At 72.4% G+C, this 22,757-nt stretch carries 21 protein-coding genes; 12 read left to right on the top strand and 9 right to left on the bottom strand.

Features of this window, described 5'->3' with window-relative positions; all coding sequences use genetic code 11:
- Positions 1-100 precede the first annotated feature (100 nt).
- A complete protein-coding gene (locus tag DFQ13_RS06200) occupies positions 101-406 on the top strand; it encodes a PadR family transcriptional regulator (protein WP_035277552.1) in 306 nt (101 codons plus the stop codon).
- Positions 407-449: 43 nt separating this feature from the next.
- On the opposite strand, the gene DFQ13_RS06195 is transcribed toward DFQ13_RS06200, so the two are convergent.
- Positions 450-1,127: a Crp/Fnr family transcriptional regulator gene (locus DFQ13_RS06195; RefSeq protein ID WP_110079129.1), complete on the bottom strand. Its 678-nt coding sequence runs from the start codon at positions 1,125-1,127 to the stop codon at positions 450-452.
- A gap of 466 nt (positions 1,128-1,593) precedes the next feature.
- Between DFQ13_RS06195 and DFQ13_RS06190 the strand changes: the two genes are divergently transcribed.
- Both DFQ13_RS06190 and DFQ13_RS06185 read left to right on the top strand, forming a co-directional pair.
- A complete protein-coding gene (locus DFQ13_RS06190; protein WP_035277559.1) occupies positions 1,594-2,700 on the top strand; it encodes an XdhC family protein in 1,107 nt (368 codons plus the stop codon).
- An 847-nt stretch (positions 2,701-3,547) separates the two neighbouring features.
- Complete coding sequence (locus DFQ13_RS06185; protein ID WP_110079128.1) at positions 3,548-4,573, top strand: CapA family protein; 1,026 nt, start codon at positions 3,548-3,550, stop codon at positions 4,571-4,573.
- On the opposite strand, the gene DFQ13_RS06180 is transcribed toward DFQ13_RS06185, so the two are convergent.
- Positions 4,560-5,501 carry an o-succinylbenzoate synthase gene (locus DFQ13_RS06180; protein WP_267897640.1) on the bottom strand — a complete coding sequence of 314 codons (942 nt, stop codon included), beginning with the start codon at positions 5,499-5,501 and terminating at the stop codon, positions 4,560-4,562. The genes DFQ13_RS06185 and DFQ13_RS06180 overlap by 14 nt on opposite strands.
- Before the next feature lie 51 nt (positions 5,502-5,552).
- Here DFQ13_RS06180 and DFQ13_RS06175 point away from each other — a divergent pair, with 51 nt between their 5' ends.
- Positions 5,553-5,984 carry a PPOX class F420-dependent oxidoreductase gene (locus DFQ13_RS06175; protein WP_110079127.1) on the top strand — a complete coding sequence of 144 codons (432 nt, stop codon included), beginning with the start codon at positions 5,553-5,555 and terminating at the stop codon, positions 5,982-5,984.
- A gap of 55 nt (positions 5,985-6,039) precedes the next feature.
- On the top strand, positions 6,040-6,840 hold the full coding sequence (locus tag DFQ13_RS06170; protein WP_110079126.1) for a serine hydrolase domain-containing protein: 801 nt from the start codon (positions 6,040-6,042) through the stop codon (positions 6,838-6,840).
- Between the two features lie 23 nt (positions 6,841-6,863).
- Here the strand turns inward: DFQ13_RS06170 and DFQ13_RS33610 are convergent, their stop codons facing one another.
- Together DFQ13_RS33610 and DFQ13_RS06165 are read right to left on the bottom strand one after the other, a co-directional pair.
- Positions 6,864-7,037, bottom strand: coding sequence for a hypothetical protein (locus tag DFQ13_RS33610; RefSeq protein WP_161784537.1), 174 nt, complete (start codon positions 7,035-7,037; stop codon positions 6,864-6,866).
- Positions 7,038-7,191: 154 nt separating this feature from the next.
- Positions 7,192-8,853, bottom strand: coding sequence for a DNA repair helicase XPB (locus tag DFQ13_RS06165; protein ID WP_110079125.1), 1,662 nt, complete (start codon positions 8,851-8,853; stop codon positions 7,192-7,194).
- Between the two features lie 121 nt (positions 8,854-8,974).
- Between DFQ13_RS06165 and DFQ13_RS06160 the strand changes: the two genes are divergently transcribed.
- Together DFQ13_RS06160 and DFQ13_RS33605 are read left to right on the top strand one after the other, a co-directional pair.
- Complete coding sequence (locus tag DFQ13_RS06160) at positions 8,975-9,562, top strand: LppU/SCO3897 family protein (protein ID WP_110079124.1); 588 nt, start codon at positions 8,975-8,977, stop codon at positions 9,560-9,562.
- 181 nt (positions 9,563-9,743) lie between these two features.
- Entirely contained in the window at positions 9,744-10,643 is a 900-nt protein-coding gene (locus DFQ13_RS33605; RefSeq protein WP_181399861.1) for an LppU/SCO3897 family protein, read from the top strand.
- Between the two features lie 81 nt (positions 10,644-10,724).
- Here DFQ13_RS33605 and DFQ13_RS06150 read toward each other — a convergent pair whose 3' ends face one another.
- From DFQ13_RS06150 to DFQ13_RS06135, 4 genes are read right to left on the bottom strand one after another with little or no spacing between them, the layout of a single operon-like run.
- Positions 10,725-11,501 (bottom strand): ABC transporter ATP-binding protein, encoded by a 777-nt coding sequence (locus DFQ13_RS06150; RefSeq protein ID WP_084176374.1) that lies wholly within the window; start codon positions 11,499-11,501, stop codon positions 10,725-10,727.
- Positions 11,502-11,515: 14 nt separating this feature from the next.
- Entirely contained in the window at positions 11,516-12,298 is a 783-nt protein-coding gene (locus DFQ13_RS06145) for an ABC transporter permease (protein ID WP_052021953.1), read from the bottom strand.
- Positions 12,295-13,077, bottom strand: coding sequence for an ABC transporter permease (locus DFQ13_RS06140; protein WP_233427889.1), 783 nt, complete (start codon positions 13,075-13,077; stop codon positions 12,295-12,297). Before DFQ13_RS06140 ends, DFQ13_RS06145 begins: the two co-directional genes overlap by 4 nt.
- Positions 13,074-14,108: an ABC transporter substrate-binding protein gene (locus DFQ13_RS06135; RefSeq protein WP_084176370.1), complete on the bottom strand. Its 1,035-nt coding sequence runs from the start codon at positions 14,106-14,108 to the stop codon at positions 13,074-13,076. Before DFQ13_RS06135 ends, DFQ13_RS06140 begins: the two co-directional genes overlap by 4 nt.
- 581 nt (positions 14,109-14,689) lie before the next feature.
- Here DFQ13_RS06135 and DFQ13_RS06130 point away from each other — a divergent pair.
- Genes DFQ13_RS06130 through DFQ13_RS06110 form a run of 4 tightly spaced genes read left to right on the top strand, consistent with a single transcriptional unit; the run spans position 14,690 to position 19,746 of the window.
- A complete protein-coding gene (locus tag DFQ13_RS06130; protein ID WP_110079123.1) occupies positions 14,690-17,866 on the top strand; it encodes a sensor histidine kinase in 3,177 nt (1,058 codons plus the stop codon).
- A complete protein-coding gene (locus DFQ13_RS06125; RefSeq protein WP_035289023.1) occupies positions 17,863-18,288 on the top strand; it encodes a roadblock/LC7 domain-containing protein in 426 nt (141 codons plus the stop codon). Before DFQ13_RS06130 ends, DFQ13_RS06125 begins: the two co-directional genes overlap by 4 nt.
- 59 nt (positions 18,289-18,347) lie before the next feature.
- Entirely contained in the window at positions 18,348-19,157 is an 810-nt protein-coding gene (locus tag DFQ13_RS34805) for a DUF742 domain-containing protein (RefSeq protein ID WP_233438278.1), read from the top strand.
- Positions 19,138-19,746 carry a GTP-binding protein gene (locus DFQ13_RS06110; protein WP_035289027.1) on the top strand — a complete coding sequence of 203 codons (609 nt, stop codon included), beginning with the start codon at positions 19,138-19,140 and terminating at the stop codon, positions 19,744-19,746. The genes DFQ13_RS34805 and DFQ13_RS06110 overlap by 20 nt, the downstream gene beginning before the upstream one ends.
- Positions 19,747-20,153: 407 nt before the next feature.
- On the opposite strand, the gene DFQ13_RS06105 is transcribed toward DFQ13_RS06110, so the two are convergent.
- Positions 20,154-22,427 carry a helicase-associated domain-containing protein gene (locus tag DFQ13_RS06105; RefSeq protein WP_110079322.1) on the bottom strand — a complete coding sequence of 758 codons (2,274 nt, stop codon included), beginning with the start codon at positions 22,425-22,427 and terminating at the stop codon, positions 20,154-20,156.
- Positions 22,428-22,504: 77 nt separating this feature from the next.
- On the opposite strand from DFQ13_RS06105, the gene DFQ13_RS06100 reads away from it, so the two are divergent.
- Complete coding sequence (locus tag DFQ13_RS06100) at positions 22,505-22,708, top strand: hypothetical protein (protein ID WP_035289029.1); 204 nt, start codon at positions 22,505-22,507, stop codon at positions 22,706-22,708.
- Positions 22,709-22,757: the final 49 nt, after the last annotated feature.

Raw genomic sequence — 22,757 nt, 5'->3', positions numbered from 1 at the left:
ATTCCCGGTATCGCCTTCCGATATTGGAAAGAATCATGTTTGCTGGCATGGAAGTCCGCCGGTTTCGCATCCCGATATCGGGAACTGATATCCTCGGCCGATGGATGTGGTCCAAGACTTCCGCAACGGGGCGCTGCGCCTGCGCGTCCTGCACCTGGCGGCCCAGGACGAACTCCACGGCGCCGTCCTCACCACCCACCTGGCCGATGCGGGCCACCGCGTGTCACCGGGGACGCTGTACCCGCTGCTGCACCGCCTGCAGGAGGCCGGGCTGCTCAAGTCGCGCACGGAGGTGCTCGACGGCAGGCGGGTCCGCCGCTACCGGACGACGAAGAAGGGCCGCCGCGCCCTCGCCGACTGCCGGGCCGTGCTGGCGGACCTGGTCGCGGACGTGACCCCCGAGTAGCGGCCACCCCCGGCGCTCGGCGGGTGGGTGGCTCCGTGCGGGGTCACCGGGCGGCGCGGCGGAGGGCTTCCACGTCGTGGATGACCAGGCGCTGCCTGCCGGTGGTGAGGACACCCCGGTCGCGCAGGGGGCGCAGGGCCCTGGTCACCGCCTCGCGGGAGGCGGAGATGAGGCCCGCCAGGTCGCTCTGGGTGACCCGGAGGGTGATGGTGACGCCATCGGGTGCGCGGCGGCCGTAGCGGTCGTGCAGCTCCAGGAGGAGGGCCGCCAGCCTGCGGGCGGTGCCCGCGTCGGCGTGGTCCATGCGGCGCTGGTTGGCGTAGCGGAGCCTGCTGGTGACGATGCGCAGCAGGATCGCCGCGACCGCCGGGTGGTCCACCAGGAGGGCGCTGAAGCGCTCCCCGGGGACGTGCAGGCCCACCACCGGCTCCACCGCGGTCACCGTCGCCGACCGGGGGCTGCCGTCCAGGGCCGCCATCTCCCCGAGGATGTCCCCGGGACCGCGCACGGCCAGCACCGCCGCGTGCCCCGCCGGACCCGCCGCCACGACCTTGACCCGCCCCGAGGCCAATACGAGGACCCAGTCGCCGCGGTCACCCTCCCGGATGAGCACGTCACCGGGCTCGAAGCGCCGGGCGGTGGCGGCGGCGCGCACCCAGCCGCGCTGCTCGGGGTCCAGCAGGGCCCAGAAGGTGCCCTCGTTCGCTTCCCGGATGTCCACGCGGAACCCCCACCTGACCGGCCGTTGCCCCGGGTTGACCGACGCCGGTCCGATGGTAGGCACCCGCCCGCCCCCGCCGACCGGCGCGACGCCGTGCGCACCACCGCGGCCCCGCCGTCACAACACCCGGCGCACGGGCGGGGTCGGTGGGGGAAGTGGTTCCGCGGGTTGTTCCGCGTTGTGAGTCATCGTACGCGGAACTCCTTTCCGGTCCGTGTGAATCTTCCGGCACGGCCACGGAGGTCGGCGCCGGGAAAGGATTCCCCGGCGTTCGGGAAGTACCGGGAGGAGGTTTCGCGATGGAACCGCACTTCATCCTGACCGTGCTCGGTTGGCTCGCCGCCCTCGGCGGCTGACGCGCCCACGGGGACGGGGCGGCCGCGGACCCCTGTCCACGCGGGAGTGCTGTGGGGTGCTGGCGTTCGGTGGTGGGGTGGTGCTTGGCTGGTGGCCGAGGGAGGTGCGCGTGCGGGACGTGCTGGAGGAACTGGTGCGCCACCACGCCGGGGGGCGGGCGGTGGCGCTGGCGACGGTGGTGGCGACCTTCTCGTCGGCGCCCCGGGCGGCCGGGGCGGCGATGCTGGTGGCCGAGGACGGGAGCGTCGCGGGCAGCGTGTCCGGGGGGTGCGTCGAGGGCGCGGTCTACGAGTCGGGGCGGGAGGTGCTGGAGACCGGCAGGCCGGTGCTGCAGCGCTACGGCGTCAGCGACGACGACGCGTTCGCCGTGGGGCTGACCTGCGGGGGGATCATCGACATCTTCGTCGAGCGGGTGGACCCGGTGGGCTACCCGGAGTTGCCCGCGGTGGTGGAGTCGGTGCGGGCGGGGGAGCCGGTGGCGGTGGCCACGGTGGTCGCTCATCCGGCGCTCACCGGACGGCGGATCGTCGTGCGGGCGGGGGACCACGTGGGGGGCACGGGGAACGCCCGCATCGACGCCGCTGTCGTGGACGACGCGCGGGGGCTGCTGGCGTCGGGGCGGAACGCGACGCTGCACTACGGGGTGGACGGGGAGCGGCGGGGGGAGGGGCTGTCGGTCTTCGTCAGTTCGTTCGAGCCGCCGCCCCGGCTCCTGGTGTTCGGGGCGATCGACTTCGCCGCTGCGATGGCGCGGATGGGGGCCTACCTCGGATACCGGGTGACGGTGTGCGATGCGCGGCCGGTTTTCGCGACCGCATCGCGCTTTCCCGGGGCGCACGAAGTCGTGGTGGATTGGCCGCACCGGTACCTCGCCGCGGAATCGGCGGCGGGCCGGGTGGACGGGCGGACGGTCGTCACCGTGCTGACGCACGACCCGAAGTTCGACGTGCCGGTGTTGGAGGTGGCGCTGCGCGGGGGGCTCGGCTACGTGGGGGCCATGGGGTCTCGGCGCACGCACGAGGACCGGATGGCGCGGTTGCGCGCCGCGGGGGTGAGTGAGGTGGAGCTTTCGGCGTTGGCTTCGCCGATCGGGCTGGACCTGGGGGCGCGGACGCCGGAGGAGACCGCGGTGTCGATCGCGGCGGAGATCATCGCGTTGCGGTGGGGGCGGGGTGGGGAACGGCTGACCGAGGGGTCTGGGCGAATCCACGGGTAGGTGGTGCTGGGGATCTGTGGCCGATCTGCTTCGCCGTGTCTGTGGCTTTGGCCCGGTTTGGTGGATGTGCTTCGCCGCGCGCCGTTTTTGGGGCCCGGTCGTTTGTCGTGGGTGCCCGGGTGGGTGGATGTGTTTGGCCGGGGCCCCTATGGCGATCATGTGCTCCAGTGCGTCAGGTGGGGCTGAAAAGATGCCCCACCGCCCAGGCAGGCTGTCACATGATCGCCACCCCCGGCCAAACACATCCACCCACCCGGGCATTCGCTCGCCAGGCCGGCGGTTTCGGGGTGGCTGGCCTGCGTTCAGGACATCCACCCACCCGGGCAGTTCGCTCGCCAGGCCGGCGGTTTCGGGGTGGCTGGCCTGCGTTCAGGACATCCACCCACCCGGGCAGTTCGCTCGCCAGGCCGGCGGTTTCGGGGTGGCTGGCCTGCGTTCAGGACATCCACCCACCCGGGCAGTTCGCTCGCCAGGCCGGCGGTTTCGGGGTGGCTGGCCTGCGTTCAGAACATCCACCCACCCGGGCAGTTCGCTCGCCGGGCCGCCGGTTCTCGGGGTGGTCGGCTGGCCAAGCACCTCCACCCACCCGGGCCGGGGCGTAGCCGGGCCGCCGGTTGCGGGGGTGGCTGGCTGCCGAGCACATCCACCCACCCGGGCAGTTAGCTCGCCGGGCTGGCGGTTTGTTGGGTGGGTGGTTTGGGGGGCGGGTTTTGGGGCGAACGGGTGACACTCGATGGTGGGTTAGGGTCGCTGCGTGTGGAAGCGGGTGGTGGGGGGACTGGCCTGCGGGGTGCTCCTCGCGGGGTGCACGGGCAATCCGACCGTTGGTGAGGTGCCGCCTGATCCGATGGCGGGGGCGGGTGGGCTGCCGGTCACCAGTGGTGCGCCGAAGCCGCCCGGGTTCACCCTGGTTGCGGGGGGTGATGTGCTGATCCACCCGGCTTTGAGCGAGCAGGCACGGGCCGATGGTGGTTTCGCGCCGTTGTTCGGTGGGGTCAAAGCGGTGTTGGACCAGGCGGATGTGGCGGTGTGCCACCTGGAGGTGCCGATCGCGGCGCCTGGGGGTGCTGCCGAGGGGTATCCACGGTTCGTCGCGCCCAACGAACTGGCTTCGGGGTTGGCCGCCAGTGGCTTCGACACCTGTTCCACCGCCTCCAACCACACCCTTGACCAAGGCGCTGGCGGCGTGACCTCCACCCTGGACGCGCTGGACGCCGCTGGGGTCACCCACACGGGGTCGGCGCGGACGGCTGCGGAGGCGGCCAAGCCGTTGGTGCGGGACGTGGCCGGGGTCAAGGTGGGGTTCGTGTCCTTCACCTTCGGGCTCAACACCGGCACCCGCACTCCGCCGGGCAGTCCGTGGATGGTCAACACGCTCGACAGCGCTGACGTGGTGGCTGCCGCGCGGGCGGCCAGGGCGGTGGGGGCCGAGGTGGTCGTGGCGAGCCTGCACTGGGGGACCGAGGGACAGCACGAGGTGACCGCGAGTCAGCGCCGGATCGCGCGGGAGGTGCTCGCCGACCCGGCCGTGGACGTGATCATCGGGCACCACGCGCACGTGGTGCAGCCGTTCGAGCAGGTCAACGGCAAGTGGGTGGCCTACGGCCTGGGCAACCAGGTCGCCAGGCACGAGGAGCCCAAGGGGGTGACCGAGGAGGGGGCGATGGCCCGGTTCCACTTCGCCGAGGGGGCGGGTGGGTGGGTGGTCGACAAGGCCGAGTACATCCCGACCGTGGTGGACCTCGGGCCGCCCATCCGGCTGCGCGACCTGACCGCCGACGCCGCTGCCCCGCGTCGGGCGGAGTCCCTGGCCCGCACCGATGGGGTCGTGCTGAGCCTGGGGGCGGGTCAGGCGGGGCTCACCCGGCCCTGAGCCGTTCCACCCGGGCCAACCGGTCCAGCCAGCGGGCCGTGGTCTCCGCGTCGGCCGCCACGGTGGGGTCCGGGGTGGGCGGGGTGCGTGGGACCGGCAGGTGGCCGTTGACCGGGGTGAACGAGGTCGGCGTGGTGTCCCCCGCCAACAGGGCCATCGTCGCCAGGCCGCAGGCGTGTTCCAGGTTCGGGAGGGCGCCCGCCAGGGCCAGGCCCGCTGCCAAGCCGATGCTGCTCTCCACCGCCGAGGACACCACGCACGGCAGCCCGCACGCCTCCGCCACCGCCAGTGCCCGCCGGACCCCGCCCAGGGGGGCCACCTTCAGCACGGCGATGTCCGCCGCGCCCGCGACCGCCACCCGCAGCGGGTCCTCCGCTCGGCGGATCGACTCGTCCGCCGCGATCGGCACCGCCACCCGCCTGCGCACGGCGGCCAGCTCCTCGACCGTGCGGCACGGCTGTTCCACGTACTCCAGCCCGCCCGCCGCCCTGGCCAGCGCGCCGATCGCGGACACGGCCGTGTCCACGTCCCACGCGCCGTTGGCGTCCACCCGGATGTGCCCGCCGGGGCCCAGTGCCTCGCGGACGGCGGCGACCCGGTCCAGGTCGGCAGACAGCGGGGAACCCGGGTCCGCGACCTTGACCTTCGCCGTGGCGCAGCCCGACGCGGTCACGATCTCCAGGGCGCGGGCGGGGGTGACCACGGGGACCGTGCAGTTGACCGGGACGCGGTCGCGCACCGGCTCCGGCCAGCCCTCGTCGGCGGCCTCGTGGGCGCTGGCCAGCCACGGGACCGACTCGGTGTCGTCGTAGTCGAGGAACGGGCAGAACTCGCCCCAGCCGCGCGCGCCCTCCAGCAGCAGTCCCTCGCGGACGGTGATGCCCCGGAAGCGGGTGCGCATCGGGATCGAGTAGACCAGAGGGGGCACCCGGACATCCTGGCACTGCGCCGCCGCCGGGCCTTTGGGAGGCTGGCGGACATGCACAAGATGGACCGGGCCGAGTGGCTGGAGTTCGTCCACCACGGCACCCGCACCGGCAAGCTCGCCACCGTCCGCGCCGACGGCAGCCCGCACGTCGCCCCGATCTGGTTCGTCGTCGACGAGGACAGCGACCGGCTGGTGTTCATGACCGGCGCCGACACCGTCAAGGGCAGGGCGCTGCGCCGCGAGCCCCGGTTCGCGCTGTGCGTGGACCTGGAGCGGGAGCCGTACGCCTACGTGCAGTTCCAGGCGGTCGCCGAGATCTCCGAGGACCCCGACGACCTGCTGCGCTGGAGCACGGTGATCGCCCGGCGGTACATGGGCGAGGAGCGGGCCGAGGAGTACGGCAGGCGCAACGCCGTGCCGGGCGAGCTGCTGGTCTTCGGACGCATCACCAAGGTCATCGCCCTGGCCGCCATCAGCGACTGACCGCCGCGCCGACCTGGCAGCCGCCGCCGCGCGGGTCGAACGTAGGGTCGGGGCCATGCGCCTGATCGAGGACTGGCCGGTCGACAACGCCTCCGCCGCCGTGGTGGCCGGGGGGCGGGTGCGCGAGCGCCACGGCGACCAGGAGCGGCGGTACCCGCTGGCCTCGGTCACCAAGCTGCTGACCGCCTACGCCGTGCTGGTGGCCGCCGAGGAGGGCGCGGTCGAGTGGGACCAGCCCGCCGGGCCGCCGGGGGCGACCGTGCGGCACCTGGTCGCCCACACCGCCGGGTACGCCTTCGACTCGCGGGATGTGCAGGCCCAGCCCGGGACGCGGCGGATCTACTCCAACGCGGGTTTCGAGGTGCTGGCGGAAGCGGTGGCGGAGTCCTCCGGGATCGCCTTCCCCGACTACCTGGCCGAGGGCGTGCTCAAGCCGCTGGGCATGGGGTCGACCGCGCTGGAGGGGTCCGCCGGGTCGGGGGCGGTGTCGACGTGCGCGGACCTGGCGCTGTTCGCGGCGGAGTTGCAGGCGCCGACGCTGGTCAGCGGTGAGCTGTTCGCCGAGGCGACGACCGTGGTGTTCCCCGGGCTCAACGGCGTGCTGCCGGGGTACGGCAGCCAGCGGCCCAACGACTGGGGGCTGGGGTTCGAGCTGCGGGACAGGAAGAGTCCACATTGGACCGGCGCGGGGAACTCGCCGCGCACCTTCGGCCACTTCGGACAGTCCGGCACGTTCCTGTGGGTCGACCCGGAAGCGGGGCTGGCCTGCGTGGCGCTGGCCGACCGGGCGTTCGGGCCGTGGGCGGTCGAGGCGTGGCCGCCGTTCAGCGACGCCGTGCTCGCCGACCACCGCTGAGCGGCGGTGGTCGGCGGTCGGGATCAGCCGGGCAGGCCCGGGCGCTCGGGGCCGTCGGCGTCGGGAACGGGGTCGGGCTCGGCGTGGTCGCCCAGCGCCTCGTCAGCGGCCTTCTTCGCCTCGTCGAGGGTCTGCCTGCTGTGCTCGGCCAGCCGCCCGGTGGTGTCGTGCTCGCTGAAGTCGACCGGTTCGCTCATACCCCTGGATTAACCCGGCGCGTGCCGGGTGAAACCTCAGCCGACTGTGCTCGTGGGCCAGCAGAACACCGGGATCTCAATCGACTTCGCTGCGCTCAGCCGACTGTGCTCGTGGGCTGACAGGGCACCGGGATCTCAATCGACTTCGCTGCGCTCAGCCGATTTCGGGGATGGGCGGGCCCAGCAGGTCGTCGGCGTCGCAGATGCGGTAGGCGTAGCCCTGTTCGGCGAGGAAGCGCTGGCGGTGCGCGGCGTAGTCGGTGTCCAGGGTGTCGCGGGAGACGACCGAGTAGAAGTGCGCCTGGCGGCCGTCGCCCTTGGGGCGCAGGAGCCTGCCCAGGCGCTGGGCCTCCTCCTGGCGGGAGCCGAAGGTGCCGCTGACCTGCACCGCGACCGAGGCCTCCGGCAGGTCGATGGAGAAGTTCGCCACCTTCGACACCACCAGCGTCCGCAGCTCACCCCTGCGGAACGCGTCGAACAGGACCTCGCGCTCCTTGTTCTTCGTCGAACCCTGTATGACCGGGGCGTCCAGGGCCGCGCCCAGCTCGTCGAGCTGGTCGAGGTAGGCGCCGATGACCAGGGTCGGCTCGTCCGGGTGCCTGGCCAGGATCTGCTTGACGACCGGGATCTTCGTCTGCGCCGTGGAGCACAGCTTGTAGCGCTCCTCCGGCTCGGCCACCGCGTAGGACAGCCGCTCGCTGTCGGTGAGCGTCACCCGGACCTCGGTGCACTCCGCCGGGGCGATCCAGCCCTGCTGCTCGATGTCGCGCCACGGCACGTCGTAGCGCTTCGGGCCGATCAGGGAGAACACGTCGCCCTCGCGGCCGTCCTCGCGGACCAGGGTGGCGGTCAGGCCCAGGCGGCGGCGCGACTGCAGGTCGGCGGTCATGCGGAAGACCGGCGCGGGCAGCAGGTGCACCTCGTCGTAGACCACCAGGCCCCAGTCGCGGGAGTCGAACAGCTCCAAGTGCCGGTACTCGCCCCCGGACTTGCGGGTGATCACCTGGTAGGTGGCGATGGTGACCGGGCGGATCTCCTTGCGCTCGCCGGAGTACTCGCCGATCTCGTCCTCGGTCAGCGACGTGCGCGCCACCAGTTCGCGCTTCCACTGCCTGCCGGAGACGGTGTTGGTGACCAGGATCAGCGTGGTCGCCTCGGCCCTGGCCATCGCCGCCGCGCCGACCAGGGTCTTGCCCGCCCCGCAGGGCAGCACGACCACCCCGGAGCCGCCCGCCCAGAACGAGTCGGCGGCCATCCGCTGGTAGTCGCGCAGTTGCCAGCCGTCCTCGCGCAGGGCGATCGGGTGCGCCTCGCCGTCGACGTACCCGGCGAGGTCCTCGGCGGGCCAGCCGACCTTGAGCAGCATCTGCTTGAGCCGACCGCGCTCGCTGGGGTGCACGACCACGGTGTCGTCGTCGATGCGCTCGCCCAGCATCGGGCCGATCTTCTTGTTGCGCAGCACCTCTTCGAGCACCGCGCGGTCGTTCGAGGCCATGGTCAACCCGTGCACCGGGGAGTTCTGCAGCGTCAGCCGCCCGAACCGGCCCATGGTGTCGACGATGTCGATCAGCAGCGGCTGCGGCACCGGGTAGCGCGAGTACGACGACAGCGCGTCGACCACCTGCTCGGCGTCGTGCCCGGCGGCGCGCGCGTTCCACAGCGCCAGGGGGGTGATCCGGTAGGTGTGCACGTGCTCGGGGGCGCGCTCCAGCTCGGCGAACGGCGCGATGGCGATCCGCGCGTCGTTGGAACTGGCGTGGTCGATCTCGAGCAACAGCGTCTTGTCGGACTGCACGATCAGCGGGCCGTCGGTCACGGTGCGGTCGCTCCCTACGCTCGACTGGGGATTCAGTCTGTCAAACGCCGTCGGGTGCCTGCTTACTCCCACCCTCCCCGGCCCGCTACCGTCGCAGGCCCCGGAGTGCGAGAGGCCACGCATGGACGAGCAGAAGGACCACGACCCCGACGGTGAACCCCACTTCATCCCCGCCATGTCGGCCGAGCCCGACACCGGTTCCGGGGAAGGCGGGGAGGTGGCCCGCACGCCGCGCAAGCGCTTGCCCGCGTGGGCGGTGGCGGCCATCGCGGTGGGCATCTTCGTGGTGGCGTTCCTGTTCCTGCGGTACGTGGCCCCCGGGTCGAGCACCGACGCCGGGAACTGCGCCTCGGTCGCGGGCGACGACGACAGCGCCGCGCTCACCCCGCTGTCCTGCGACGACGACGAGGCCACCTTCCGCGTCGCGTCCACGGGGGACAGCGCGGCGGGCTGCCCGGAGGGCGCCTACCGGGAGCTGCGCGACGGCGGCGCGCTGCGCTGCCTGATGCCCAACTTCCGCGAGGGCGGCTGCTACGAGCCCGACGACGAGAACCGCGCCTTCCGCCTGGCTGACTGCACCGCGGCGGAGGCCATCCGGGTGACCAGGGTCATCGAGGGCTCCTCGGACCCGGCGCCCTGCCCCGGCGGCAACGGCTTGGGCTACCCGGAACCGCCGGTCGTCTACTGCCTGGAAACGCCGGGGACCTGAGCGGGCGCGCACCCTCGCGTTCGGACGCTCACTGTCGGTGACCGGCATCCGGTTTGGTCGGTTCGTGTCATGCCCGCGCGATCCGCACGTTAGATTGCGACGCCCGTGCGGTCCGAGTCTTGGGGGGCAGGTGACCGGGCGGCCCCGCGAACTCCTGTTGACGAAGCGCATGAGGTGCACGATGTCGAACCCGCAGCAGCCGGGTCAGCCCGGTCCCCAGGGCCAGCCGCCGCACGGCCAAGGCCCGGGCACCCCGCCCGGGGGGCAGCCGCAGTACGGCCAGGCCCCCGGCACCCCGCCGGGCGGTCAGCCCCAGTACGGCCCGGGGACCCCGCCCGGTGGGCAGCCCCAGTACGGGCAGGCCCCCGGCACCCCGCCGGGTGGTCAGCCGCAGTACGGCCAAGCCCCGGGCGGTCAGCCCCAATACGGCCAGGCCCCGGGCACGCCGCCGGGTGGGCAGCCGCAGTACGGCACCCCGCCGCAGGGCGTGCCCGGCCAGCAGCCGCCGCCCCCGTTCGGCCAGCAGCCGGTGCAGGCGGGCGCGATGCCGCCCGGCCCGCCGCCCGCCCCGCCCAAGAAGAGCAAGGGCCGCCTGATCGGCCTGGCCATCGTCGCCGTGGTCGTGGTGGTCATCGGCGTCCTCGCCGTCGTCAACCTGACCAAGAGCCCGGCCAGCGCGGACGCCGGGGACTGCATCAAGGTCAACAACGCCAGCACCACCGACGCCGACGTCGAGAAGATCGACTGCGGCAGCAACGAGGCCGTGCTCCAGGTCGCCAAGAAGCTCGACAGCGCCTCCGCCGAGTGCCCCGACGGCGACTACCAGCAGTACACCAGCGAGGGTCGCGGCTCGGACTTCTCGCTGTGCCTGGTGCTCAACGCCAAGAAGGGCGAGTGCTTCAACGACCTGGACTCGGTCGACAAGGCGCGGAAGGCCACCTGCGCGGGTGCCCAGACCGAGGTGCTCGACGTCATCGAGGGCAAGTCCGAGCAGGAAGCCTGCGCGGGCGCCCCGAACACCAACAACGGCCGCATCTACACCGAACCCGCCAGGGTGATCTGCCTGGAGGACAAGCAGTAGCGGCGGCTGTCGACACGTGCTCGGACAACGGGAAGGCCCCGGCGGAACCCCGCCGGGGCCTTCCCGTTGTCCGAGCACGGTCTAGGGGGCCACCGGTTCCGTCTGCGGCACGCCCTGCAGCAGCCCGGCGACCTTCGCGCGCAGTTCCACGAACTCGTCGCTGGCGCGGGTGGTGATCTGGTCGCGGTGCTCGCCGAGGTCCACCGGCAGTTGCGCCACCACCGACGCCGGGGACTTCGACAGCACGAGCACCCGGTCGCCCAGGTACACGCTCTCGTCGATGTCGTGGGTGACCAGCAGGATGGTGGTGTCCTGCTCGCGGCGCACGCGCAGCAGCAGGTCCTCCAGCTCGAAGCGGGTCTGCGCGTCCACCGAGGCGAACGGCTCGTCCATCAGCAGCAGCGCCGGGCGGTAGGCCAGCGCGCGGGCGATCGCCACCCGCTGCTGCATCCCGCCGGAGAGCTGCCACGGGTACTTGCGGCCCGCCCGCTCCAGGCCGACCGCGGCCAGCGCCTCGGCCGCGCGGGCCGCTCGCTCGGCCCTGGGCAGCCCGCGCAGCGGGAACTCCACGTTCCGCTGCACGGTCAGCCACGGGAACAGCGAGCGGCTGTAGTCCTGGAACACCACCGCCAGGTCCTCCGGCACCCCGTCGACCGGGGTGCCGTGCAGGCTGACCGAACCCCGGGAGGGGCGGATCAGACCGGCGACGGTGCGCAGCAGCGTCGACTTGCCGCACCCGGACGGGCCGACGACGCAGACCAGCTCACCCGCGGCCACGGTGAAGCCGAGCGCGTCGATGGCGTCGTACGGGCCGTCCTTGGACTGGTAGGTGTGGCCGAGGTCGGTGACCTGCAGCATCGTCGGGGTCACGGTCATCCTCCGGTCGCGAGGGACTGGGCTTCGGGTGAGTGCCGCGGCTGCCACGCCAGGGCGCGCAGCTCGGCCAGCAGCAGCAGGGTGTTGAACAGGTAGCCGAGCACGCCGAGCAGCACGATCCAGGCCCACATGGTCGGCAGGTCGTAGTCGCGCTGCGCCTGCACGAGCTGGTTGCCGATGCCGTTGATCGAGCCGACCAGCTCGGAGACCACCATCAGGATCAGCGAGATGGACAGGCTCAGCCGCAGGCCCGCGAAGACCTTCGGCAGCGCCGAGGGCAGCACCACGCCCAGCAGCCACTGCGGCCCGCTGAGCCGGAACGCCCTGGCCGTGTCGACCTTGGTGTCGTCGACCGCGCGGGCGCCGTCGACGGTGTTGAGCAGCACCGGCCACACCGCGCCGAAGACGATCGTCGGCAGCTGCATCGAGGTGACCCCGATGGTCGCGGCGAAGAACGGCACCAGCAGCGGCGGCGGGATCGAGCGCATGAAGTTGAACGTCGGGCCGAGGTAGGCCATCGCGGTGCGGGAGCGGCCGAGCAGGATGCCCAGCGCGACCCCGATGACCCCCGACAGCGCCCAGCCCAGCAGCATCCGGCCGACGCCGGGCACCACGTGCTCGCCGAACAGCGGCGAGAACCAGATCTGCCCGGCCGCCTCGGCGATGGTCGTCGGCGGCGGGAAGAACACGTCGTCGGCCGCGCGGGTGACCAGCTCCCACAGCGCGACCGCGACCACGAACACGACCCAGCGCTGGGCGGTCCCCTTGAGCAGGTTCACCGCCCACCCCCGCGCGCGTTCCAGGCGAAGAACCGGTTGTTCAGCCGTTCCAGGCCCGCGTTGGCCCCGTACCCGATCAGCCCGGCCAGCACCGTCGCGGCCAGCACCTCGTCCATCTGCGAGGCCCCCGAGCTGGCCTCCAGGATGAACTGCCCGAGCCCGATGGTGCCGCCGGAGAACAGCTCGACGCTGACCACGACGGCCAGCGAGATGGCGAAGGTGAGCCGGATGCCGGTGAGCACGAACGGCGCCGCGCTGGGCAGCGCCACCCGCCCCAGCACGCCGAGCCTGCCGACGCCGAAGGCGCGGGCGGTCTCCACGTGCAGCGGGTCGAGCTCGTCGAGCGCGTACATGGTGTTGAACAGGATCGGCCACAGCCCGCCGTAGACCGCCAGGGTGATCTTGGTGTCCGGGCCGGTGCCGAAGGTCAGCAGCGCCAGCGGGATCAGCGCCACCGACGGGATCGGCCGCAGGAACTCGACCAGGGTCATCACCGCCCGGCGCACCCAGGTGACGCTGCCCAGCAGCAGCCCGGCGGGCACCGCGACCGCCACGGCGACGGCCACCGCGATCAGCGTGGCGAACACGGTGGCCACCAGCGCCCGCAGGAACCCGGTGTCGCCGAGCAGCCGCACGACCGTGGGCAGCACGACCGACGGGGGTCGCAGGTAGTACGCCGGGACCAGGCCGGTCCGACTGGCCACCTCCCAGACCAGGAAGAAGCCGACCAGACCGACCAGCCCCGCGGCGGCCCGCGAGCCCGTCCGCTGCCCGGTCACTTGCCGGTGGTGCCCGCGTTCGGGATCATCGAGGCCACGTCGAGGTCGCCCTTGATCACCCCGAACTCCTTCATCAGGTTGGCGACCCGTTGGATGCGGTTGGCCTCCAGCGACGTGGAGTAGGTGGAGATGGTGACGAGCTGCGCGGTCTCCTTGTCGACCTTGGCGTACTTGACGAACATCTGCTCCATCTTCGGCCGGTCGGTGGCCTGCGCCTGCGCCTTGCCCAGGGCGCGCTGGAACGCCGCGATGGTGTTGGGGCTGGTGGTGGCGAACTTGCCGTTGCCGCTGACCGCCACGAAGCCCGACATCGGGATCTCGGCGGTGGGGCCGGAGGCGCCGTCGAACACCGGGGTCGCGCCGAGCTGCTTCTCCGCGATGGTCACCCACGGCTCGACGGTGACCGCGCCGTCGACCTCGCCGTTCTGCATGGCGGTGATCATGTTCGGGAAGGGCATCTCGACCCACTGGACCTGGTCGTAGGCGACGCCCTCGGTCTTGAGGACCGACATCGGGGCCAGGTCGGTCATGCTGTTGCGCGCGGTGATGGCGATCCGCTTGCCCGGCGCGTCGGTGGGCTTCTTCAGCGAGGAGTTCGGCGGGGCGACGACCACGAGGTGGCCGGGCTTGGCCGCGAGCGCGTCGGCGACGATCTTGAAGTCGGCGACCTTGGTGCTCTGCGCGAGCAGCGGCGCCGGGTACGAGGCGAAGGCGATGTCGAGGTCGCCGTTGAGGATGCCGCTGATGGCCGCGGGCCCGGAGCCCATCACCACGGGCTCGACCTCGAGGCCCTCCTCCTTGAAGTAGCCCTGCTCGACGGCCAGGTAGAACGGCGCGACGTCGACGACGGGCAGCACCCCGACCTTGATCTTGGTCTTCTCGATCGACCCGCCACCGGACTGGGCGGCGGAGTCCCCGGAGTCGTCGCCGCCGAGCAGGCCGCAGCCGCTGACGGTGGCGGCCAGGGTCATCGCCATGGCGGCGACGGACAGGCGGGTGCGGACCCGTCCGCTGGTAAAGCGTCGAAGCATTGGAGCCTCTCCTCGTAGGAGCACGTGGTTTGCCGAGGTGCGGTTCCCCCTGGACCGAGACGCACTGTAGAGACTTGCTCTGCGGGTCACAATGAGTGCGCACCAGGTATCTGCTGGTGAACTCTCTCACTGAATCGGGCGGTTCTGTTGGCCCGTCTGGGCGAACTCGATAGGGCATCTGACCTGGGGTTTACCGTAAGTAACTTTTTTCCAAGGTCACCCACCGTTTTAGCGCCAAACGGGTGAAAGAGCCCCTAGCGTAAACAGCGTTTACCTAACGCGTCCGAGTGATCGACTGGGCTAACGGTTGGCCACTCCCTGTGATGATGCCCTGGAAGGGTTACATCGGAACGTGGACTTCGCTACCTTCTGTGTCCACAGTCAGGGGTACGCTCTGCCGAGCAGCACGGAGGCGCTGGCGCGGTACCGGTCGGTAACCCGGATTCGGTCGAATCCGGCCAACCCGGCGGGCTCGCGTCAGGAGTCGGTGACGCGACCGTCCCCCTGCTGCGAAGTTGTCCGTGCGAAGCCGGCCACCGACTCGACGGGCTACTGGCTCAGATGCAGGGAGAGTGCTGGCAGTGCCCGACCACACCGGTGGGCCCACCACGTCCGAGGCAGAAGCGGGCGCGGCGGCCAAGGCGAGGAGCTCCGGTCGCAAGATCGTCGAGGGCGGCTCGCGCTGGCGGCTGCGCAACTGGCGGCTGCGCACCAAGCTGATCGCCGTCCTGCTGGTCCCCATCATCACCGCCATCGCCCTCGGCGTGCTGCGCGCGGCCGGTGAGCTCGACCGCGCGTCCACCTTCGACGACGCCTCCACCAGCATCACCGCCACCCTCGACGTCGTCGCCCTGGTGCACGACCTGCAGGGCGAGCGGAACATGGTGGTCGCGTTCGTGGCGGGCAACCGCACCGGCGACACCGCCCCCATGCAGGGCCAGATCCAGCGCACCAACGCCAGCCTGAACAAGCTGACCCAGGCCGCCGCCGCCAGCTCCACCGCCAACGGCGAGCTGCTCGCCGACCTCGCGGGCCGCCTCGGCGCCGTCGGCGCGGTGCGCAACGCGGCGCTGTCGACCGCGAGCTCCTACCCCGACGTGGCCGTCTACCGGGCCTACAGCGCGCTGCTGGAGAACGTGCTGGCCGCGGGCGCGGAGTTCACCTCCACGCTGGCCCAGTCGGAGATCTCCCGGCTCGGCGCGACCTCGCTGGCGATCGTGCAGGCCAAGGAGTTCCTCAGCAGGCAGAACTCCATCCTGATGATCGCCGCGGCGCGCGGCGCCTTCCCGGCCGGGATGCAGGAGCAGGCCAGGGCCGCCGAGGCCGGCTACAACGCCGCCATCGGCAACTTCCGCGCCAACGCCGACCCGGTCGAGGCCCAGTTCTTCGCCGACACCTTCTCCGGCTTCGAGGTCGACGACCGCGCGCGGGTCGTGCAGACCGCGCTGAACAACGCCGACCAGGGCAGGCCGCTCAACATCGACGGCGCCCGGCTGATCAACGACGCCAAGGTCACCGCCGACTCGATGCGCCGGGTCGAGATCTCGCTGCTCGAGAAGCTGCGCGGCCGGGCCCAGCAGTCCGCCGACGACGCCGCCTTCACCGCCTGGCGCGACGCGGCCATCGTGCTGCTGGCCATCCTGCTCGCCCTCGGCGTCACCGTCCTGGTCGCCCGCTCGCTGCTGGTCCCGCTGCGCGTGCTGCGCCGCGACGCCCTGGACGTGGCGAACCGGCGGCTGCCGGAGACGGTGCAGCGCATCCTCGCCGACCCCGACCCGGTGGAGGCGTCGAAGAACGCCGTCGACCCGGTCCCGGTGTTCACCCGCGAGGAGACCGGCCAGCTCGCCCGCTCCTTCGACGCGGTGCACGACCAGGCGGTCCGGATGGCGACCGAGCAGGCGCTGCTGCGCGACAACATCAACTCGATCTTCGTCAACCTGTCCCGCCGGTCGCAGACCCTGGTCGAGCGCCAGCTCTCGCTGATCGACCGGCTGGAGCAGGACGAGCAGGACCCCGACCAGCTCGCCAGCCTGTTCGAGCTGGACCACCTGGCGACCCGGATGCGGCGCAACTCCGAGTCGCTGCTGGTGCTCTCCGGCTCCGGGCTCAGCCGCCAGCTCTCCCGGCCGGTCCCCGCCGCCGAGGTCGTCGGCGCGGCGGTCTCGGAGGTCGAGCAGTACGCCAGGATCGAGGTGCTCTCGGCCCCGGAGATCTCCGTGCAGGGCCGCGCGGTGTCCGACCTGGTCCACCTGATCGCGGAGCTGCTGGACAACGCGACCTCGTTCTCCGAGCCGGAGAAGAAGGTCTACGTGCGGATGGCCATGACCCGCAAGAAGGAACTGGCCATCCAGATCACCGACTCCGGCGTCGGCATGACCGCCGACGAGATCGAGGCGACCAACGCCCGGCTCGCCGACCCGCCGGACCTCGACGTCGCGGTGACCCGCCGGATGGGCCTGTACGTGGTCGCCCGGCTGGCCAAGCGGCACGAGATCAAGGTGCGGCTGCGCGACAACGAGGACATCGAGGGCGGGCTGATCTCGCGGATCACCGTCCCGGCCGCGCTGGTCTCCACCGGCGCGGGCGCGGGCGGCAGCGCCATCCAGCAGACCGCCGGGTTCGGCGACACCGCGGTCAAGGCCAGCGGCATCGCCGGTGCCTTCGGCGGGGCCAACCGCGACCGCACCCCCAAGGCCGAGGGCGGCATCCTGGCCGAGTCCCCGGTGGAGCGCTCCGCCGACGACCTCGCGGGCTTCCCGGCCTTCGAGCCGCAGTTCGGCCTGCGCGACAGCATCGAGGACACCGGCGGTTGGGGTCCCCCGGCCGACCCGGAGGAGGTCAGCGCCCGGCTCAACGGCCACGGCTTCGACTTCTCCGGCACCGACATCTCCACCTTCGGCCGCTCAAGCGCCCAGGACCCCGAGCCGGACAACGGCCCGGGCGTCGAGGACAGCGGCTACGACCTGTTCGGCCCGCTCCCGGTCGAGGAGCCCGAGCCGCAGGAGCGGACCGAGACCGACCTCAACGGGCACAGCACCGGCTTCGGCCGCGACGGCGGCTTCGACGCCTACGCGCCGTTCACCCGCCGCGAGGACAGCCCGGCCCCGCAGCCGGTGGACCGCGGCGACCTCGACGCCCCGACCGAGCGGCTGCCGATCTACGAGGCCGTGCTCTCCCAGTGGTTCGAGGCCACCGACTCCGGCTCCACCCCGCACCCGCTGGCCGGGCTCGACGCCCCGGGCGGCGGTTCGGCGAACGGCTCGACCAACGGCTCGACCAACGGTGCCCACGACCCCGCCGCGGACGGCGACGAAGGGCACCGGGACCCCCAGGACGCCCCCGGCCATTACGCCGAGGACGAACACCGCGACACCACCGACGCTCCCGAGGTCCCCGAGGACGCCGAGGCCGAGCGGATCTCCTCGGCCAGGGCCGCCGCCTGGCAGTCGCCCGGCGACGACGGGTGGCAGCGGGCCAGGGCCCTGCTGGACACCACCTCGGACACCATGACCACGGCGGGCCTGCCGAAACGCGTTCCCAAGGCACACCTCGTGCCCGGGTCGGCGGCCCCCAGGGAGGAGACCGCGGAGCAGTCCGCCGCGGCGCCTCCGCTCCCGCCCCGCACCGCGGACGCCGTCCGCGGTCGCATGTCCAGCTTCCAGCAAGGTGTGAGGCGGGGGCGGCACGCCCTCGTCGACGCCTACCCTGGAGACCAGACCGGTTCTGACGAGAGCCGCCAAGACGAGGAGCAGGAGTGACGACCGCGTCAGTACACCAGCCCGGTAGCTTCGGGTGGCTCATCACCGATTTCGTCCGTCAGGTCCCCGGCGCGGCGCACGCCGTGGTGGTGTCCGCCGACGGGCTGCTGCTGGCGGGCTCGCAGGGCCTGCCCCGCGACCGCGCTGAACAGCTCTCCGCCGTCGCCTCCGGCCTGGTGAGCCTCACCGCGGGCGCGGCGCGCTGCTTCGAGGCGGGCGGGGTGAACCAGACCGTGGTCGAGATGGACCGCGGCTACCTGTTCCTCATGTCGATCTCGGACGGGTCCTGCCTGGCCGTCCTGGCCGCGCCGAACTGCGACATCGGCCTGGTCGCGTACGAGATGACCCTGCTCGTGGAGCGGGTCGGCCAGCAGATGACCCCCGAGCTGCGCGCGCAGTTGCAGGGCACGCAGCGCCGGTGACAGTGCCGATGACGGAGTACTGAGCGGGTGGAGACGGTGGCGAGACGGGTGGGCGAGCGATGAGCACGGGTCGGCGCGCGGCCGGGCGGCGGGAGCTGTTCGAGCCGGACCGGGACATCGACGATCCCCGGGACAAGCTGATGGGTGAGCCTGAGCGGAGGCAGACGACCATGTCCGAGCGCGGGTGGGAGGACCTCTCCGACACCGAATTCGGTGAACCGCCGAACCGGTTCGACATCGACGGCTTCCGGGCCAGGCTGTTCGGCGGCCCGAGCGCCACCCTCTACGGCGACTCCGGCGTCGACGCGGGCATCCCGTCCCAGTCAGACTGGGACAGCAAGGAGATCCCCGCGGTGGCCGACCTGGACCCGGAGCCCGAACAGCCCGACTTCGCCGCACCGGCGGCCTTCACCGACTTCGGAGACCCCGGGAACTTCGGAGACCGTGGGAACTTCGGTGACTCCGGGAACTTCGGTGACTCTGGGAACTTCGGTGGACACGGCGACTTCTACGACTCCGCACCGCACGAAACCGGGTCGCTGGTCCGCCCGTACACCAAGACGGGCGGGCGCACCCGCTCCGACTACGATCTGGCGATCGAGGCGCTGGTCTCCACCAGCGACCGGGGCCGGGTACCCGACGCCGCCGTCCGTCCCGAGCACAGGTCCATCTGCGGCCTGTGCCTGGACACCCGCTCCGTCGCCGAGGTCGCCGCGCACCTGCGGCTGCCCCTGGGCGTCGCGCGGGTGCTCATCGGCGACATGGCGGGCATGGGCCTCGTCTCGATCCACCAGAGCGGCATGGTCGTGGGCGACCGGCCGTCGATCGAATTCATGGAAAGGGTGCTCAGTGGGCTCCGCAGGCTCTAGTCCCCTCAGCGCGCGCGGCGGCGCATCCCCGCAGCCGACGACCTCGGCGAAGATCGTCGTGGCCGGTGGGTTCGGCGTGGGCAAGACGACCCTGGTCGGCTCGGTGTCGGAGATCGTCCCGCTGACCACCGAGGCCGTCATGACCGAGGCCAGCGTGGACGTCGACGACCTGTCGTCGACCCCGAACAAGGTCACCACGACCGTCGCCATGGACTTCGGGCGCGTGTCGCTGGACTCCGACCTCATCCTGTACCTGTTCGGCACCCCCGGGCAGCACCGGTTCTGGTTCATGTGGGACGACCTGGTGCGCGGCGCCATCGGCGCGATCGTGCTGGTCGACACGCGGCGGCTGGCCGACGCGTTCGCTTCGATCGACTTCTTCGAGGACCGCGGGCTGCCTTACGTGATCGCGTTGAACTGCTTCGACCGGGTGTTGCACCATCGGATCGACGATGTGCGGGACGCGTTGACGGTTGAGCCTTCGGTGCCGATCGTGACGACTGACGCTCGGGATCGGGATTCGACGAAGGAAACGCTGATCACGTTGGTGGAGCACGCCATGCAGCAGCGGATGTCGCGCGCGGGCTGATCTGCTGCTTGCTGCGCTTCTGGGGGGTTGTGGCTGGGCTGCGCCATTCAGCGGCCTGTGGCTGGGCGGCTGCGCCTTTGGGGTGCTTGTGGCGGGGTTGGGGACCTGACCCTGGGAAGCCGCGATTGTTCAACTCCGCGAACTCGGCGTCAAGGGCGCCTTCGGCGTCGGCTTCGCCGATGGCCTACGGCCACCCTTGACACCGAGTTCGCGGAGCTGAGGGCGGCCGGGAGTGGGTCAGGTCTCCTCCTGGTCAGGTTGGGTGGGTGGGGGCGTTGGGTGGCAGGGTGGCGGTTTCGTTGCAGACCGACGAGTTGAGGGAGTGAAGCCCGGGCGAGGGGCTCGTCCGGGCTTTTGTGTGCCTGTGGCCTGTGGCCTGTGGCCTGTGGCTGTGGCTGTGGTGGGGGCTAGTTGTCTGATTCGACCAGGGCCGCGCTGGTGATGCGGTGGAGGGGGAGGCGGCGGATTTCCTCGCTGGTGGGGTCCTTGCCCTCCAGGATGCCGCCGCCGATGCGGAGGGGTTCGATCACCCGTTGGCTGGCCACGCCGTGGGCGTCGACCAGGCCGATCCAGACCGCCTGGTGGGCTCGGGTGGCCTCTTGGAGGAGGGCGAGGGTTTCGGCTGTGTTGGCGCCGGAGCCGGAGCCGGAGCCGGACTTCGCCGAGACGGTGCGGCCGCGCCTGCTGTCGGCTGCTCGGTCGCCCGCTCGCATGGCGGCGACCATGTCGGTGAGTTGGTCGGGGCCGGGGGTGCGGGGGACCGCGCGGCGCAGGGCCTTGGCGGGGGTTTGGATTCGGCGGCCGGTGGGGCGGAGGTCGACGACCTGGCCGTCGGCGCCCTCGGCGGCGGGGGCGAAGCCCGCGGCTCGGAGGTCGTCGAGGATTTCCAGGAGGGGGAGGGGGCTGACCAGGACCGTGGGGGCGATCTTGCGCAGTTGCAGGGTGGTGGCGGTGGGGCTGGCGGCGACCTCGGCGATCAGGGCGGGGTCGTCGCAGCGCAGGAAGGAGGTGGCTGCCCCTCCCCTGAGGCGGCCGTGGCGGCGGGCCACGTCGTCGATGAGGTATTCGAGGGATTGGGGGATGGGGGTCTTGGACTTCGTGGTGAAGAGTTCGTGCAGGTCGGCCGCGGAGCGGCCCGCGTCGAGGGCTCGGCGGATGGAGGACTCGCTGACCCGGTAGACCGTGGCGCTGCCCGCCGACTCGACGTCGGCGGTTTCGGTGATGCGGGCGGCCAGGTGGGGTTCCAGGGGGCCGGGGGCGACCACCGTCAGGTCGGCCTGGACCAGGACGTGGTCGATGGGGTCGGGCAGGGCCTCGGCCATGCGCTTGGCCGCGGGGGCCGCGCCCTCCGCGACCAGGGTGCGGCCGGGGCCGCTGAGGGCACCCAGGGCGACCAGGCCCAGGGTGGTGGCCTCGGCGAGGGTCCAGCGGACCATCTCGTCGCGCAGCCTGCCGCCGCGGCGGGGGGCGCGCCAGGCCAGGACCGCAGCCAGGTCGTCCGGGTCGGTGACGCCGGTGCCCGCGCGCAGGTCCGCCAGCACGTCCAGCACCCGCAGGCGCTCCACCGGGGCCGCGGGCCTGCGCAGCTCGTCCGACAGCGGGGCCAGGATGCGGTCCTTGGCGTCGCGCAGACCGCCCAGGCCGGGGAGGCGGGGGAGGTCCAGCCAGGCCGTGGCCAGGGTGGCCCAGCGGTTCGCCGGGGTGGCGGCCATCCACAGGTCGGCGTGGTTGGTCGGGACCCACTCCGGGGTGGCCGCCTCGTTGTCGGCCACCAGGGCCGCGGCGGCGGCCACCTCGACCAGCAGGGTGGCGTCCCGCTCGGACAGCTCGGTGACGCGGGCGACCTTCTTCAGGTCGCGCACCCCCAGGCCGCCGGACTTGAGGACCGGCGGCGGCTCGGTGGACCACAGGCGGACCAGGGTCTCGACGTGGCGCACCAGCTCCAGGGCGGCGCCCGCCGCGGTCGAGTCGACCAGCGCGGCCTTGCGGGTGGTGGTGCGCAGTTCGGGTTCGGTGACCTCGACCGACGCCGGGGTGCCGCGCAGGACGGCGCCGACCTGGCCGGGCAGCTCCACCGTCTCCGCGTCCAACCTGGTCAGCAGGCCCCTGGACAGCAGGCGCTGGATCGGGGTCTTGGCCTGCGCCAGCGGCAGCACGATCGCCGCGTCCCGGGTGCGGCCCACCGGGCGCCCGCCCGCCAGGGTGGCGAGCACCTTGCGCTCGTCCTCGGGCAGGGCCTCGACCAGCGCCGGGACGTCCGCGTGCTCCAGGGTGGGCGAGGGCCTGCCCAAGGACGCGGTGGGGCCACCCGCCTCCCGGGCGGCCGGGGGCAGCGCGAGCGCGTCGTCCTCGCCCCAGGCCAGGGCCAGGGCGCGCATCCGGTCGACGGCGGCGCGGGCGGACTCCTCCGGGGTGCCCGGGGGGAGGTGCTCGACCACCCGCCGCAGCGGGACCGGGGCGCGGTCGGCGTCGGCGGCGAGCAGGGCGTCGAGGACGGCCAGGGTGAACGTGTCCAGGCCCTCCGCGGCTCTGGCCACCGACGCGCGGGAGCCCGCGCGGGTGGCCAGCACGGCGGTGTCCGCCGGTCGGGGGGTCGCCAGGTCGGGGCGGGCGCGCAGCACGGCGGCCAGCGTCTCGTCGTCCCTGGCGCGGAGCCAGTCGGTGAGCGTGGGGCCGGACACCCTGACCACGGTATACGCACGGTGGTTCCGGTAACCTCGGTACTCGCCGGAACCGCAGTGCCAACCGAGGAGGAGCCGTGGCGAAGGTCGCCAAGAAGGACCGCGTCAAGCACCGCATCGACCCCGAGTGGCGCGGTGACGACAACGGGTCGCACCCGGTCAGCGAGCTGCACTCGGACCGGCAGGGCGCGCTCTCGCCGTTCGGCGACACCACGTTCCCGCTCGACTCGGTGCCCTACGTGCACCCGGTCACGGAGATCAACCGCCAGGACGCGCCGTAGGTCGTCCCGCTCACCGCCGGACAGTTCGCCCGGTGGGATTTGTGAGCAC

It is taken from the genome of Actinokineospora spheciospongiae, from assembly GCF_003182415.1.
GTDB classification, from domain to species: Bacteria; Actinomycetota; Actinomycetes; order Mycobacteriales; family Pseudonocardiaceae; genus Actinokineospora; species Actinokineospora spheciospongiae.
The sequence above is the reverse complement of the archived record's forward strand: the minus strand, read 5'-3'. Positions and strand labels throughout refer to the sequence as shown.

What these genes read in the sequence shown, in the direction of transcription:
- DFQ13_RS06200 (WP_035277552.1), top strand. Translation starts at nt 101, where the DNA reads ATGGATGTGGTCCAAGACTTCCGCAACGGGGCGCTGCGCCTGCGCGTC.
- DFQ13_RS06150 (WP_084176374.1), bottom strand. Translation starts at nt 11,501, where the DNA reads ATGCTGCAGGTCACCGACCTCGGCCACACCTACCAGTCCAAGGACGGC.
- DFQ13_RS33610 (WP_161784537.1), bottom strand. Translation starts at nt 7,037, where the DNA reads ATGAGCGAACCGGTCGACTTCAGCGAGCACGACACCACCGGGCGGCTG.
- DFQ13_RS33605 (WP_181399861.1), top strand. Translation starts at nt 9,744, where the DNA reads ATGTCGAACCCGCAGCAGCCGGGTCAGCCCGGTCCCCAGGGCCAGCCG.
- DFQ13_RS06170 (WP_110079126.1), top strand. Translation starts at nt 6,040, where the DNA reads ATGCGCCTGATCGAGGACTGGCCGGTCGACAACGCCTCCGCCGCCGTG.
- DFQ13_RS06135 (WP_084176370.1), bottom strand. Translation starts at nt 14,108, where the DNA reads ATGCTTCGACGCTTTACCAGCGGACGGGTCCGCACCCGCCTGTCCGTC.
- DFQ13_RS34805 (WP_233438278.1), top strand. Translation starts at nt 18,348, where the DNA reads ATGAGCACGGGTCGGCGCGCGGCCGGGCGGCGGGAGCTGTTCGAGCCG.
- DFQ13_RS06185 (WP_110079128.1), top strand. Translation starts at nt 3,548, where the DNA reads ATGGCGGGGGCGGGTGGGCTGCCGGTCACCAGTGGTGCGCCGAAGCCG.
- DFQ13_RS06175 (WP_110079127.1), top strand. Translation starts at nt 5,553, where the DNA reads ATGCACAAGATGGACCGGGCCGAGTGGCTGGAGTTCGTCCACCACGGC.
- DFQ13_RS06160 (WP_110079124.1), top strand. Translation starts at nt 8,975, where the DNA reads ATGGACGAGCAGAAGGACCACGACCCCGACGGTGAACCCCACTTCATC.